The sequence below is a fragment of the uncultured Sphingomonas sp. genome, assembly GCF_964244265.1.
Classification (GTDB): domain Bacteria; phylum Pseudomonadota; class Alphaproteobacteria; order Sphingomonadales; family Sphingomonadaceae; genus Sphingomonas.
Genome location: NZ_CAXTHV010000029.1, coordinates 34,256 through 48,901, shown reverse-complemented (window position 1 = coordinate 48,901; position 14,646 = coordinate 34,256). Strand labels below are relative to the sequence as shown.

The following is a 14,646-nucleotide window of genomic DNA, read 5'->3' as shown; positions in this document are numbered from 1 at the left end:
CACGCCCTTGCGAGCGCCAGCACCTGAAGCTGGTGCGTCTACCAATTCCGCCATCCGGGCACGGGGGTAGGCGGCGCGCTCTATTGGCCGCCTCGTGCGTTGTCAACATGCCGTACGTGGCTTGCCGGAGCGGCGGTCACGCGGCATGGAACGTCCTCACGGGCGGCCGAGGAAGGCGATGAAGGACAAGCTGATAACGTTGATCGGCGGCGGCGGATTTCTGGGGCGATATGTCGCGCAGGAAGCGCTGGCGGCCGGCGCGCGCGTGCGCATCGTCGAGCGCGATCCGCGCCGCGCGTGGTTCCTCAAGCCGCTCGGCGGGCTGGGCCAGACGCAGTTCGTCGCCGCCGACGTGACGAAGCCGCAGACGATCATGCGCGCGGTCGAGGGGTCGGACGCGGTCGTGTATCTGGTCGGCACCTGGGGCCCCGACTTCCGCGGCATCCAGGTCGACGGGCCCGGGGCCGCGGCCGCCGCGGCGCGGGCGACGGGTGCCCGTTCCTTCGTGCTCGTCTCGACGATCGGCGCCGATCCGGCCTCGGCCTCGGCTTACTATCGCAGCAAGGGCGAAGGCGAGGCGGCGGCCCGCGCCGCCTGGCCGGGCGCGACCATCCTGCGGCCATCGATCGTGTTCGGGCCGGAGGACAAGTTCATCAACCGCTTTGCCGGGATGGTCGCCGGGCCGGTGGTGCCGGTGCTGCGCGCGGGCGCGCGGTTCCAGCCGGTCTATGTCGCCGACGTCGCCCGCGCCGCTGCGGCGGTGCTCGGCGATCCGGTGTCGTTCGGCGGCCGCACCTTTGAACTGGCCGGGCCCGAAGTGCTGACGATGGGCGAGCTGGTCCGCTGGCTGGCACAGGCGACGGGCCGCTCGCCGGCGATCGTCGAGCTGCCGGACATGGTCGGCGCCGCGCTGTCGATGGTCGGGTTCCTGCCCGGCGCGCCGATCAGCCGCGATCAATGGCGCATGCTCCAGACCGACAATGTCGCCAGCGGCAAGGTCGACGGGTTCGCCGCCTTGGGCATCACGCCGATGGCGATGGCGGGCGTCGCGCCGAGCTGGCTCGTGCGCTATCGCCGCAACGGGCGGTTCGGCACACCGGCCGCATCGGCCTGATCGTTGGCCGGGCGATCATATCGGCGCCGCGTGGCGCCGCGAAGGGGGGGTGGGCGTGGGTGACCTGATTTCCATCATCTTGCTCGGCATCGTCGAGGGCGTGACCGAGTTCCTGCCCGTGTCGTCGACCGGGCATCTGATCCTGGCCGGCGCGCTGCTCGGCTATGACGCCGAATATTGGAAGGTGTTCAACATCGTCATCCAGCTGGGCGCGATCCTGGCGATCGTCGTGCTTTACTGGCGGACGTTCTGGGCGGTGCTGACGGGGCTGGCCAAGTTCGATCCGGTGGCGATCCGGTTCGTCCGCAACATCCTGGTCGCCTTCGTGCCGGCGGCGGTGATCGGGGTTCTGCTGCACAGGCACATCGAGGCGCTGCTGGGTTCGCCGCTGACGGTCGCGGTGGCGCTGATCGTCGGCGGCATCGCGATCCTGGGGATCGAGCGGTTCGTCAAGGAAGGCGACATCAGCGGCGTCGCCGACATCCCGCTGGGCATTGTCGCCGGCATCGGCTTCATCCAGTGCCTGGCGATGATCCCCGGCGTCAGCCGGTCGGGCGCGACGATCCTGGGCGCGCTGAGCCTGGGAGTCGAGCGGCGCACCGCGGCCGAGTTCAGCTTCTTCCTGGCCATTCCGACGATGGTCGGGGCGACCGCGCTGGAACTGGTCAGCAATCGCGAGGCGTTGAAAGCGGGCGGCGGCGTCGGGCTGGGCGGCATCGCGATGGGAACGTTGGTCGCGTTCATGGTCGCGCTGCTCGTCGTGCGCTGGTTCGTCGGCCTGGTCGGCAAGCACGGTTTCACGCCATTTGCGTGGTATCGAATCGGCATAGGAGGCCTGGCTCTAATAGCTCTGTTGGCAATATAGGTCCGTTCCGTAACTTTTATCCTAAGTTTTCGACGAAAGGCCTTTCACTCGCGACATTCGACGTAATTTTATGACAGTATAGCTGTCCTTTAAGCTGGACTCCGTCATTTCGTTGCGATAGCGAGCTTGACGAAAGGCTCGCGATGACCGGAAACATGCTGCAATTCGTCGATCAGGCGCAGGCCTATCCGGCAAAGCGCGACGCCAGCATGCGTGCTGAGGATTTCCGCGAGATCGCCGATCGTTATGGTGCGCCCGCGGCCGAGGAGCAGGCGGGGCGCTGCTCGCAATGTGGCGTGCCCTATTGCACGGTGCATTGCCCGCTCCACAATCATATCCCCGACTGGCTGCGGCTGACTGCCGAGGGGCGGCTGCGCGAGGCGTATGAGCTGAGCAACGCGACCTCGACCATGCCCGAAATCTGCGGCCGCATCTGCCCGCAGGACCGGCTGTGCGAGGGCAATTGCGTTATCGAATTTTCCGGTCACGGCGCGGTGACGATCGGCTCGGTCGAGAAGTTCATCACCGACACGGCGTGGGAGAATGGCTGGGTCGAGCCGATAACGCCCGGGCCCATGCGCGGCCAGTCGGTCGGGATCATCGGCGCCGGCCCCGCCGGGCTGACCGCCGCCGACCTGCTGCGCACTGCCGGGTACGAGGTCCATGTCTATGACCGCCACGACCGCGCCGGCGGGCTGCTGACCTATGGCATCCCCGGGTTCAAGCTGGAAAAGCCGGTGGTCATGCGCCGGGTCGACCGGCTGAAAGCCGGCGGCGTGGTATTCCACGAAGGTTTCGAGGTCGGTCGCGACACGGGGCTCGAGGATCTCCGAACCCGTCACGACGCTATCCTGATCGCCACCGGCGTCTACCGTGCGCGCGGCCTGTTGGCGCCGGGGGTCGAGGCGCAGGGTGTGGTCGAAGCGCTCGATTACCTCACCGCGTCCAACCGCAAGGGGTTCGGCGACGCCGTCCCGGCGTTCGACGACGGCACGCTGGACGCGGCGGGCAAGCGCGTCGTCGTCGTCGGCGGCGGCGATACCGCCATGGATTGCGTGCGCACCGCGATCCGCCAGGGTGCGGCATCGGTCGCCTGCCTCTATCGCCGCGACCGCACCAACATGCCCGGGTCGCCGCGCGAGGTCGCCAATGCCGAGGAGGAGGGCGTCGAGTTCGTCTGGCTGTCCGCCCCGCAATCGTTCGGCGGGCCGGGGCGCATCGCCAGCGTGACCATCGCCCGGATGCGGCTCGGCGCGCCCGATGCCAGCGGCAGGCGGGCGCCGGAAACGGATCCGGGCAATGAGGAAGTGCGCGGCGCCGACCTGGTAATCAAGGCGCTGGGCTTCGATGCCGAGGATCTGCCCCGCTTGTTCGGCGCGCCCGAACTCGGCGTCACGCGCTGGGGCACGGCGATGGTCGACAATGCCACGCTGATGACCAGCCTGGACGGCGTGTTCGCCGCTGGCGACATCGTGCGCGGTGCCAGCCTGGTGGTCTGGGCGATACGCGACGGCCGTGACGTGGCGGGGCACATCGACAGATATCTGCGCGCCAGGGCGAAGAGCGAAAGGAAGGCGGCGTGAGGCTGAAGGCTCGCGATATCGAGGCGATCAAGAAAGCGGCTCGTGACGTCTTCGGAGAGAATGCATCGGTGCGCCTGTTCGGCAGCCGCACACGCGACGATCTGCGCGGCGGCGATATCGATTTGCTGATCGAGGCCGATGCGAGCGAGCGATCCGAATGGCGTCGTATCGGCGATTTCCGGGACGCGCTGTTTCGCCATATCGACGAGCAGAAGGTCGATGTCGTCCTAGTTGAACGAGGCAAGCCGCCATCGTCCTTTGCGCAGATGGTCGCTCCCTCGTCCGTGCCGATCGCATGAAGACCGGGGAAGTGATCCGTGCCGCGGTCGCGCGTTGCGACCGAATCGTGCAGGGGTATGACGATCTCCGTTCCCTTCTCGGACCTGTGCTCCCTGTCGTGGAGGAGCAGTTCGATTTGCTGCCTGTCGTCGAGCGGATCGCCACCATTGCCCTGCTCAAGCGCTATGAGCAGTTGCAGGACATGCTTGGCCGGCTGCTCCGCGCCTATTTGAGCTGGGAGCTGGAGGATGTGCGTGCGATGACGCGCCGCGATCTGGCGAACCAGTTCGAGAAGCTGGGCGTGTTTGATAACGCCGACGCGTGGATCGACGCCTCGGAGCTTCGCAACAGGCTCGTTCACGAATATCCGATTGACGAGGCCGAGCAGGTCGAGCGGGTGAACGACGCCTGGGCCGCCAGTGCGCAGCTTGTCGCCGCCTACGCGATCCTGCGCGCGCGGATCGCGGATCGGGGATTATTGTCATGATCGAGGAATCCGTCCGCACCTATCTCGCCGAACACGGCATGTACCGCCCCGAATTCGAGACCGACGCTTGCGGCGTCGGGCTGGTCGCGGCGACCGACGGCAAGGCGTCGCGCCGCGTCGTCCAGTCGGCGATCGATGCGCTGAAGGCGGTGTGGCACAGGGGGGCGGTCGATGCCGACGGCAAGACCGGCGACGGCGCCGGCATTCATGTCGACCTGCCGCACCGCTTCTTCGACGAGGCGGTGCAGGCCTCCGGACACCGCCCGATGCCCAACCGCCTGGCGGTCGGCATGATCTTCCTGCCGCGCACCGATCTCGGCGCGCAAGAAAGCTGTCGAACGATCGTCGAGAGCGCGATCATCGAGGCCGGCTATACCATCTATGGCTGGCGCCAGGTGCCGGTCGACGTCTCGGTGATCGGCATGAAGGCGCAGGCGACGCGTCCCGAGATCGAGCAGATCATGATTGCCGGCCCCGCTCCCGACGCCGCCACCATCGCCGAATTCGAGAAGGAATTGTATCTCGTCCGCCGGCGGATCGAAAAGAGGATCATCGCCGCGCAGATCCAGGGCTTCTACGTCTGCTCGCTCAGCTGTCGCTCGATCATCTACAAGGGGCTGTTCCTGGCGGCCAGCCTGTCCGAATTCTACCCCGATCTGCTCGATTCACGCTTCGAAAGCCGCGTCGCGATCTTTCACCAGCGTTATTCGACCAACACCTTCCCGCAATGGTGGCTGGCGCAGCCGTTCCGCTGCCTGGCGCACAATGGCGAGATCAACACGATCCGCGGCAACAAGAACTGGATGCTCAGCCACGAGATCAAGATGGCGGCCAATGCGTTTGGCGAGCATTCGGAGGATATCAAGCCGGTGATCCCGGCCGGCGCCAGCGATACCGCCGCGCTTGATGCGGTGTTCGAGGCGATCTGCCGTTCCGGCCGCGACGCGCCGACTGCCAAGCTGATGCTGGTGCCCGAGGCTTGGGGACCCAGGGACGAGATGCCCAGGGCGCATCTCGACATGTTCAAATATCTGGCGAGCGTGATGGAGCCGTGGGACGGTCCGGCCGCGCTGGCGATGACCGACGGGCGCTGGGCGGTGGCGGGAATGGACCGCAACGCGCTGCGCCCCTTGCGCTATACGATGACCGCCGACGGCCTGCTGATCGTCGGGTCGGAAACGGGCATGGTCGTCGTGCCGGAAACGATGATCGTCGAAAAAGGCCGGCTGGGCCCTGGCCAGATGATCGCCGTCGACCTGGCCGAAGGACAGGTATTCCACGATCGCGAGATTAAGGACCGCATCGCCGGCGAGGCGGATTACGCCGCGATGATCGGCAACTTCCTGTCGATGGACGACCTGCCGGTGGTGGCGGGCGATTGCGTCACGCGGTTCGACCGCGCCGAGCTGGCCCGCCGCCAGGTCGCCGCCGGGCAGACGATCGAGGACATGGAGCTGATCCTGGCCCCGATGGTCGAGACCGCCAAGGAAGCGATCGGATCGATGGGCGACGACACCCCGCTCGCGGTCATTTCCGACAAACCGCGACTGATCAGCCAGTTCTTCCGGCAGAATTTCAGCCAGGTGACCAATCCGCCGATTGATTCTCTGCGCGAACGCCACGTCATGTCGCTCAAGACGCGGTTCGCCAACCTGTCGAACATCCTCGACGCCGATACGCGGCGGGACGGCGTGCTGGTCCTGGAAAGCCCGGTATTGCGCGGCGTCGACTGGGCCCGGCTGAAGGCGCATTTCGGGCCGGCGGCGGTGGAGATCGACTGCACCTTTACCGCCGGCGGCGGGGGCGCCGACGCGCTGAGGGCGGCGATCCAGCGGATTCGCGACCAGGCCGAACAGGCGGTGCGCGAGGGCAAGAGCGAACTGTTCCTGTCCGATCGCGCGGGCGGGCCGGGACGGGTCGCGATCGCCGGCGTGCTGGCGGCGGCGGCGGTCCACACCCACCTCGTCCGGCGGGGGCTGCGCTCCTATGCCAGCGTCAATATCGAAACCGCCGAATGCCTCGACACGCATTATTACGCGGTGCTGATCGGCGTCGGCGCGACCACCGTCTATGCCTATCTGGCGGAAGCGGCGATCGCCGACCGCCAGGCGCGCGGCCTGTTCGGCGACATGACCATCGACCAGGCGCTAAAGAACCACCACAAGGCGGTCGACGAGGGGCTGCTGAAGATCATGTCGAAGATGGGGATCGCGGTGATCTCCAGCTATCGCGGCGGCTATAATTTCGAGGCGGTGGGATTGAGCCGCAGCCTGGTCAACGACCTGTTCCCGGGCATGCCCGCCAAGATTTCGGGGGAGGGCTATGCCTCGCTGTTCCTCAATGCCGAACTCAGGCATCGCGCGGCCTATGACACCGGCATCGTCACGCTGCCGATCGGCGGCTTCTATCGCCAGCGGCACGGCGGCGAGGAACATGCCTATTCGGCGCAGCTGATGCACCTGTTGCAGTCGGCGGTCGCGACCGACAGCTATTCGACCTACCAGAAGTTCTCGCGCGGGGTCGCCGACCTGCCGCCGGTCTATCTGCGCGACCTGCTCCAGTTCAATTTCCCCGACGAAGGCATTTCGGTCGACCAGGTCGAGGCGATCACCGCGATCAGGAAAAGGTTCGTGACGCCCGGCATGTCGCTGGGCGCGCTTTCCCCCGAGGCGCACGAGACGCTGGCGATCGCGATGAACCGCATCGGCGCGCGCGCCGTCTCGGGCGAAGGCGGCGAGGACAGTTCCCGCTATATTCCCTATGAAAACGGCGATAATGCCAATTCTGGCGTCAAGCAGATCGCCAGTGGCCGGTTCGGCGTCACCGCGGAATATCTAAACGCCTGCGAAGAAATAGAGATCAAGGTCGCGCAAGGGGCCAAGCCTGGCGAGGGCGGCCAGTTGCCCGGGTTTAAGGTCACCGAGTTCATCGCCCGCCTGCGCCACGCGACCCCGGGTGTCACCCTGATCAGCCCGCCGCCGCATCACGACATATATTCGATCGAGGACTTGGCGCAGCTGATCTACGACTTGAAGCAGATCAATCCCCGAGCGCGCGTCTGCGTGAAGCTGGTCAGCTCGGCGGGGATCGGCACCGTCGCGGCGGGCGTGGCCAAGGCGCATGCCGACGTCATCCTGGTCGCCGGCCATGTCGGCGGTACGGGTGCGTCGCCCCAGACCAGCATCAAATATGCCGGCACGCCGTGGGAAATGGGGCTGTCGGAGGTCAACCAGACGCTCACGCTCAACGGCCTGCGCGGTCGCGTAAAATTGCGCACTGACGGTGGACTCAAGACCGGGCGTGACGTGGTCGTCGCCGCGATCCTGGGCGCGGAAGAGTTTGGCATCGGCACGCTCAGCCTGGTGGCGATGGGCTGCATCATGGTGCGACAGTGTCACTCAAACGCCTGTCCGGTCGGCATCTGCACGCAGAATCCGGCCTTGCGCGCCAAATTCACCGGAACGCCCGAAAAAGTCATCAACCTGATGACATTCATCGCCGAGGAGGTGCGCGACATCCTGGCACGGCTTGGCGTCAGGAGCCTGGACGAGGTGATCGGCCGCACCGAGTTCCTGCGCCAGGCGAGCCGCGGCGCCGAGCATCTCGACGACCTCGACCTCAACCCGATCCTCGCCAAGGTCGACGCGACCGATGCCGAGCGGCGATTCAGCCTGTCGACGTTCCGCAACGACGTCCCCGACAGCCTCGACGCGCAGATGATAAAGGATGCCGCCGCGGTCTTCTCGCGCGGCGAGAAGATGCAGCTGACTTATTCGGTGCGCAACACCCACCGTGCTGTCGGCACGCGGCTGTCGAGCGAGATCACGCGCAAGTTCGGCATGGCCAAGCTGGCCGACGGCCACGTCACGGTCCGGCTGCGCGGGTCGGCCGGGCAGAGCCTGGGTGCGTTCCTGTGCAAGGGCATCACACTCGAAGTGTTCGGCGACGCCAACGACTATGTTGGCAAGGGCCTGTCGGGCGGCATCATCATCGTCCGCCCGGTGGTGTCGTCGCCGCTCGCCAGCCAGGAGAACACGATCGTCGGCAATACTGTGCTGTACGGCGCGACGGCCGGCCGGCTGTTCGCGGCGGGCCAGGCGGGCGAGCGCTTCGCCGTGCGCAATTCTGGCGCGACGGTGGTGGTCGAGGGCTGTGGGGCCAATGGCTGCGAATACATGACCAACGGCGTGGCAGTGGTGCTGGGCCCGGTCGGCACCAATTTTGGCGCGGGGATGACCGGCGGCATGGCGTTCGTCTATGACGCCTCGGGCAGCTTCAGCCGCCGCGCCAACGGCGAGACCATCGTGTGGCAACGGATCGCGTCAGAGCATTGGGAGACGGTGCTGAGGAACCTGGTCAGCGAGCATGCCGAGGCGACCGACAGCAGTTGGTCCACCGGTATCCTGGTGGATTGGGAGCGCTCGCTCGGCCGCTTCTGGCAAATCGTGCCAAAGGAGATGCTGACCCGCCTGCCGCATTCGCTCGACGACAGCGCGGAACTGGTCGCGGCCGAGTGACGGGGATCGGCGCCAGGCGCACATACGGGGTTGAGGGCGGCGTGCGCGATGATATGATGCCGCTAGCGCGCTGTTTTGGCTGGAGTGAATGTCATGCGTAAATTCCTGCTGTTTCCGCTGCTTGCGCTGATCGCGATGCCGGCGGCCGCAAGGGATCGTGCCGGTGCGCCGCCACCGCGCGAGCCGAATGCGCGTGACGCCGCCCGTATCCTATCGAGCCCGACCGTCCAGGCGGGCGTAGTCGGGCTGGTCGGTGCGGTCAGCGATGCGCTGCTCGACACACGTGTCGGCCCAATCGCCGACATCGCGCCGGACAGCGGCGTGCGCCCGGACGATCGGCTGGGCGACGTGGTCCGCCGTGACGATCCCGGCTTTGACCGGCGGCTGCGCAGCAATATGCAGGGCGCCATGGCCACCACCGGCCGCGCCGCGGGCGACATCGCGACAATGACCGACGAACTGCGGGCGACGATCGAACGGGTCAAGCGGACCATCGGCGCGCGCTAAACGCGTCAAATTGCCCGCATCATGCGGCTACGGACTCTTGATCGTCGGCTTCGGCCTGGCCGGCATGACGCTGCGCCGTCCGTCCGTGCGCATCCGCTACGTCTGACGCCGGTCTGCCCGATGGGTGTCAGGGGTTGGCGGGGCTGGACCAGCGTCGGTCGAAGCGCGTAAGCCTGCATCGATGTGGGAGCTTCATCAATTCGCCCTGTGCCCGTTTTCGCGCAAGGTCCGGCTGATGCTGGGCGAGAAGGGGGTCGGCTATACGCTGATGACCGAGCGCCCGTGGGAGCGGCGCGACGAGTTCGTCGATCTCAATCCGACGAGCCAGACGCCGGTCATGGTCGACCCCGAACGCAACATCCAGCTGATCGATTCGTCGGTGATCTGCGAATATCTCGAAGAGACTGTCGACAGGGCGCAGATGATCAACGGCACCGCGATCAACCGCGCGGAGATCCGCCGGCTGGCGATCTGGTTCGACACGCAATTCTTTCGCGAGGTAACCGAGCTTTTGCTCGGGGAGCGGATGATCAAGCGGATCGTCACCAAGGCGGGGCCCGACGCCAGGATGCTGCGCCAGGCGATGAGGGCGGCGGTCGAATGCCTCGATTACACCGACTACCTGCTCGGCCGGCACAATTGGATGGCGGGCGCGACGCTCAGCCTCGCCGATCTTGCCGCGGCGGCGCAGATTTCGGTCGCCGATTATCTTGGCGGGATCGACTGGAAGAACCATGACCAGACCGCGCGCTGGTATCGCGGTTTCAAAAGCCGGCCCAGCTTCCGCCCGCTGTTGTCGGAACGGATGGAGGGCATCGCCCCCGCGCCGCATTATGCCGATGTCGATTTCTGATCGCGCGATGCATGTCACCCACGATGCCGGGGCTCCCGCTGCCCAGACGATCGGGTTCGACGATTTCCTGAACGTCGATATTCGCGTCGGCACGATCGTCGCCGCCGAACCTTTCCCCCAGGCGCGCAAGCCGGCCTATCGGCTGAGGATCGATTTTGGCGCGGCGATCGGTGTTCGGCAGTCGTCGGCGCAGATCACCGAGCATTACACGCCGGCCGAACTGATCGGCCGTCAGGTCGCCGCGGTCGTTAACCTTCCCCCGCGCCAAATCGGTCCGATGATGTCCGAGGTGCTGACGCTGGGCTTTCCGGACGCGGCGGGCAAGGTGGTGCTGATCGCGCCGGACCGGCCGTTGCCCGATGGCGGGCGGCTCTTCTGAGATACCGGCCGCGCTACCGCAGCCGGGCGGCGGCGCGCGTGGTCTCGACCAGAGCGACGTCGGACAGCACGTCGCCGACATTGCCCGACGTCATCAGCGCACGTTCGGCGTGGCGGATACGGTCGATCGCGCGGGCAATGTCGGGCGAACTCCAACGCTGAAGCTGGCGGATGACCGAGCCTTCCTCCCTGAAGTGCAGGCGGCGCTTCTTCGCCGCCGCCGCCGCATCGGCGCCATCATCGACCTCGGCGCGCATCGCCGCCAGCGTCATCAGCTTGCGCACGGCCTGGCGCAGCAGCGGGACCGCGCTGCCGCCCGCCGCCTGATACCGTGACAGCGCGCGCCCGATCCGGGCAACGCGTCCATCCAGCGCGGCGTCGATCACGTCGGACATCTGCGCGTCATCCAGTTCAGCACCCAAGCTATCGAGCGCGGCGTCGTCCAGGGGGTGGGGGCGGTCTTTGGTGGCGTTTAGATAAAGCGCCAGCTTCTCGATCTCGCGCGCCATCACCGCGCGGTCGCCATTGGCTCCGGCGGCGATCCGCCGCGCCGCGCTGTTGCTGGGCCGCAAGCCATGGTCGCGCGCGATCGCCATCACCAGCCGCTCCGCCTTGTCGCCTTCGGGCACATAGCAGGCGAAGCTAAGCACCGCAGGCTGGGCAATTGCGAACTGAACGAGCTTGCTGGCCGTCCTGAGCGACGGCGCGACGAACACCACCGGATGCTCGGTCCGGGGCTCGGCGATCAACAAGTGCGCCGCCTCGATCGCCTCGTCGCCGACGCCGGTCACCAGCAGCCAGCGACGCCCGCCGAACAGGCCGAGCGACCGCGCCTCGTCGGCGATGCGACCGGGATCGCCCTTCAGCGTGCCGCCGTCGATCGTGATCCGCTCGGCATCGGCGCCCATCGCGCGGCCCAGCCGGCCGGCATAGTCAAGCGCGCCCGCCTCGTCGGGGCCGTGCAGCAGATAGAGGCGAATTGCCGGCAATGCCGCGTCGAGCGCGGCCAGCAGCTGGTTTTCCGACGCCTTCACCGCGCCGGGGCGCGCCGGATATAGAGCGCGACGCGGGTGACGATCTGGTCCGCGACGATATCCGACAACCGCTCCAGCGCGGTATTTTCGGCGGCGATCGTCGCATATTCGGATCCGACCACGTCGACCCCGGCATCCGATCCGGCGGTCGCGTCGAGCACCACTTCGCCATTGCCCAGGCTGACCAGCTGATACCGCGCGCGCAGCGTCCGGCGCTCGCGGGTGACGGTGTCGTCGCGGCGAACGCCCAGCCCGGTGATCTGGTCGTCAAGCACGATCTCCAGCCGATAGGCGGCGGTCCCCCCGGAGCGCCGCGGCAGGCGGTCGCGCAACGCATTGGTCACCAGATAGCCCGATTTGCCCGCCACCGGCGCCACCTCGACTCCGGCCAACCCGGAGGCGATCGGCCCCGACGCGCCGCCGGCGTACAGCGGATGCAACCCGCATCCGGGCAGGGACAGCGCGACCAGCACAACAAGGAGCAACCGCTTCATGCGACCAGATTGACCAGGCGATCGGGCACGACAATCACTTTCTTCGGGCGTTGGCCGTCGAGCAGCCGGATGATCCGGTCCGATGCCAGCGCGGCGGCCTCGATATCGGCCTTGGACAGCCCCTTGGCCAGCGTGATCGTGTCTTTCAGCTTGCCGTTGACCTGGATCGCGATCGTCACCTCGTCCTCGACCAGCAGGGCAGGGTCGTGGTCGGGCCAGGCGGCGTCGGCGACCAGCCCGGCCTCGCCCATCGCCGCCCAGGCTTGCTCGGCGAGATGGGGGGTCATCGGCGCGACCAGGCGGACGAGCGTGCGCACCGCAATCGCCCGCGATGCCGATGGCGCGGCCTTGTCGATTGCGTTGACCAGTTCGTACAGTTTGGCGATCGCCTTGTTGAACGACAGCGCCTCGATATCGGCGGCGACCCCGGCGATGGTCTGCGCCAGCTTGCGGTCGAGCGCGGCATCCTTGCCATCGGCGTCGGCGTCGGCAATGCCGTCGACCAGCCGCCACAGCCGCTGGACGAAGCGCCACGCGCCCTCGATCCCGGCTTCGCTCCATTGCAGGTCACGCTCGGGCGGCGAATCGGACAGCATGAACCAGCGTGTCGCGTCGGCGCCATATTGGTCGACGATCGGTTCGGGATCGATCGTGTTCTTCCTCGACTTCGACATCTTCTCGACGCGGCCGACGGTGACCGGCGCACCGGTGGCGAGCTCCCTGCCGTCGCGGACCTCCGCCGGGGACAGCCACTTGCCGTCGGCCGCGCGATAGGTCTCGTGGGTCACCATGCCTTGCGTGAACAGACCGGCAAACGGCTCGGCCACGCCGATCATGCCGATACGGTTCAGCGCCCGCGTCCAGAACCGCGCATAGAGCAGGTGCAGGATCGCGTGCTCGACCCCGCCGATATACTGCCCGACCGGCAGCCATTGCTCGGCGACCGCGCGGTCGAACGGCGCGTTCGGCGGCTGGCTGGCGAAACGGATGAAATACCAGCTCGAATTGACAAAGGTGTCGAGCGTGTCGGTCTCGCGCCGGGCGGGCTGGCCGCACGACGGACAGGCGACGTGCTGCCAGGTCGGATGGCGATCGAGCGGATTGCCGGGATGCTCGAAGCTGACGTCCTCGGGCAGCACGACCGGCAGCTGGTCCCTGGGCACCGGCACCACGCCGCACGCGTTGCAATGGACGATCGGGATCGGCGTGCCCCAGTAACGCTGGCGGCTCACCCCCCAATCGCGCAGGCGCCACACAATGGTGCCCTGGCCCCAGCCGCCGTCCTCCGCGCGCCGGATGACCGCGCGCCCGGCGTCGGCGACGTCCATCCCGTCGAGGAAGCGTGAGTTCACCAGGGTGCCGGGGCCGGTATACGCCTCATCGCCCGCAAATACCGGATCGGTCACGGCGCCGTCCGAGACGACCCGGCGCACCGGCAGGTCGTACTTGCGCGCGAAATCAAGGTCGCGCTGGTCGTGGGCGGGCACGCCCATGACAGCGCCGGTGCCGTATTCCATCAGCACGAAATTGGCGATGTAGACGGGTAGCCGCAGGTCCGGATCGAACGGGTGGAGCACCTCATACCCCGTGTGGAACCCGAGCTTTTCCTGGGTTTCGATCTCTGCTGCCGATGTCCCGCCGGCCTTGCACCCGGCGATGAACGCGGCGGCTTCAGGTTGCCGGGATGCGACGTCGCGCGCGATCGGATGATCGGCGGCAATCGCGATGAAACTTGCCCCGAAGATCGTGTCGGGACGCGTCGAATAAACCTCGATCCGCTCCGTCAACGGAACCAGCGGCTCGAAGTGAAAGGTCAGCCCCTCGCTCCTGCCGATCCAGTTCGCCTGCATCAGCTTGACCTTGTCGGGCCAGTGTTCGAGCGCGCCCAGACCGTCCAGCAGTTCATCGGCGAAGTCGGTGATCTTCAGGAACCATTGGTCGAGCTTGCGCTTCTCGACCGGCGCGCCTGATCGCCAGCCCTTGCCGTCGATCACCTGCTCGTTGGCCAGGACGGTCATGTCGACCGGGTCCCAATTGACCGACGATTCCTTGCGATAGACCAGGCCGGCCGCCAGCATGTCGAGGAACAGCGCCTGTTCGTGGCCGTAATAGCTCGAATCGCACGTCGCCAGCTCGCGGCTCCAGTCGAGCGCGAAGCCCAGCCGCTTCAGTTGGGCCTTCATCGTCGCGATGTTCGACCGCGTCCACGCGCCCGGATGAACGCCCTTTTCCATCGCCGCATTCTCGGCCGGCATGCCGAACGCGTCCCAGCCCATCGGATGGAGCACTTCGTGCCCGGTCATCCGGCGGAACCGCGCGAGCACGTCGCCCATCGTGTAATTGCGGACATGGCCCATGTGGATGCGCCCCGACGGATAGGGGAACATCTCGAGCACATAGCTCTTGGGCTTGGGCGAATCGTCCCGCGCGGCAAAGGTCCGGCGATCGTCCCACATTTTCTGCCACCGGGCATCGGCCTGCAGTGGGTTGAAGCGGGTCATTGATGGTTCAACTTCGTTGTTTCGGTGCCGTCCA

Annotated in this window: 12 protein-coding genes; 9 read left to right on the top strand and 3 right to left on the bottom strand. The window is 66.9% G+C overall.

Annotated features, from left to right (window positions below):
• Positions 1 to 178 precede the first annotated feature (178 nt).
• The 9 genes from ACFE7K_RS12350 to ACFE7K_RS12310 all read left to right on the top strand — a co-directional run bounded on the left by ACFE7K_RS12350 (position 179) and on the right by ACFE7K_RS12310 (position 10,584).
• Complete coding sequence (locus ACFE7K_RS12350; protein ID WP_375398498.1) at positions 179 to 1,114, top strand: complex I NDUFA9 subunit family protein; 936 nt, start codon at positions 179 to 181, stop codon at positions 1,112 to 1,114.
• Positions 1,115 to 1,169: 55 nt separating this feature from the next.
• A complete protein-coding gene (locus tag ACFE7K_RS12345; protein ID WP_375398494.1) occupies positions 1,170 to 1,979 on the top strand; it encodes an undecaprenyl-diphosphate phosphatase in 810 nt (269 codons plus the stop codon).
• Between the two features lie 143 nt (positions 1,980 to 2,122).
• Entirely contained in the window at positions 2,123 to 3,562 is a 1,440-nt protein-coding gene (locus ACFE7K_RS12340; RefSeq protein ID WP_375398493.1) for an NAD(P)-dependent oxidoreductase, read from the top strand.
• Complete coding sequence (locus ACFE7K_RS12335; protein ID WP_375398492.1) at positions 3,559 to 3,861, top strand: nucleotidyltransferase domain-containing protein; 303 nt, start codon at positions 3,559 to 3,561, stop codon at positions 3,859 to 3,861. The genes ACFE7K_RS12340 and ACFE7K_RS12335 overlap by 4 nt, the downstream gene beginning before the upstream one ends.
• A complete protein-coding gene (locus ACFE7K_RS12330) occupies positions 3,858 to 4,328 on the top strand; it encodes a hypothetical protein (RefSeq protein ID WP_375398491.1) in 471 nt (156 codons plus the stop codon). Before ACFE7K_RS12335 ends, ACFE7K_RS12330 begins: the two co-directional genes overlap by 4 nt.
• Entirely contained in the window at positions 4,325 to 8,845 is a 4,521-nt protein-coding gene (gltB, locus tag ACFE7K_RS12325; protein ID WP_375398490.1) for a glutamate synthase large subunit, read from the top strand. The genes ACFE7K_RS12330 and gltB overlap by 4 nt, the downstream gene beginning before the upstream one ends.
• Before the next feature lie 93 nt (positions 8,846 to 8,938).
• On the top strand, positions 8,939 to 9,352 hold the full coding sequence (locus ACFE7K_RS12320) for a hypothetical protein (protein WP_375398489.1): 414 nt from the start codon (positions 8,939 to 8,941) through the stop codon (positions 9,350 to 9,352).
• A 181-nt stretch (positions 9,353 to 9,533) separates the two neighbouring features.
• A complete protein-coding gene (locus tag ACFE7K_RS12315; protein WP_375398488.1) occupies positions 9,534 to 10,205 on the top strand; it encodes a glutathione S-transferase family protein in 672 nt (223 codons plus the stop codon).
• Between the two features lie 7 nt (positions 10,206 to 10,212).
• Positions 10,213 to 10,584, top strand: coding sequence for a tRNA-binding protein (locus tag ACFE7K_RS12310; protein WP_375398497.1), 372 nt, complete (start codon positions 10,213 to 10,215; stop codon positions 10,582 to 10,584).
• A gap of 13 nt (positions 10,585 to 10,597) precedes the next feature.
• Here the strand turns inward: ACFE7K_RS12310 and holA are convergent, their stop codons facing one another.
• Genes holA through leuS form a run of 3 tightly spaced genes read right to left on the bottom strand, consistent with a single transcriptional unit; the run spans position 10,598 to position 14,612 of the window.
• Entirely contained in the window at positions 10,598 to 11,617 is a 1,020-nt protein-coding gene (gene holA, locus ACFE7K_RS12305) for a DNA polymerase III subunit delta (protein WP_375398487.1), read from the bottom strand.
• On the bottom strand, positions 11,614 to 12,111 hold the full coding sequence (lptE, locus tag ACFE7K_RS12300) for an LPS assembly lipoprotein LptE (RefSeq protein ID WP_375398486.1): 498 nt from the start codon (positions 12,109 to 12,111) through the stop codon (positions 11,614 to 11,616). Before lptE ends, holA begins: the two co-directional genes overlap by 4 nt.
• Positions 12,108 to 14,612, bottom strand: a complete 2,505-nt coding sequence (gene leuS, locus ACFE7K_RS12295; protein WP_375398485.1) for a leucine--tRNA ligase — start codon at positions 14,610 to 14,612, stop codon at positions 12,108 to 12,110. Before leuS ends, lptE begins: the two co-directional genes overlap by 4 nt.
• Positions 14,613 to 14,646: the final 34 nt, after the last annotated feature.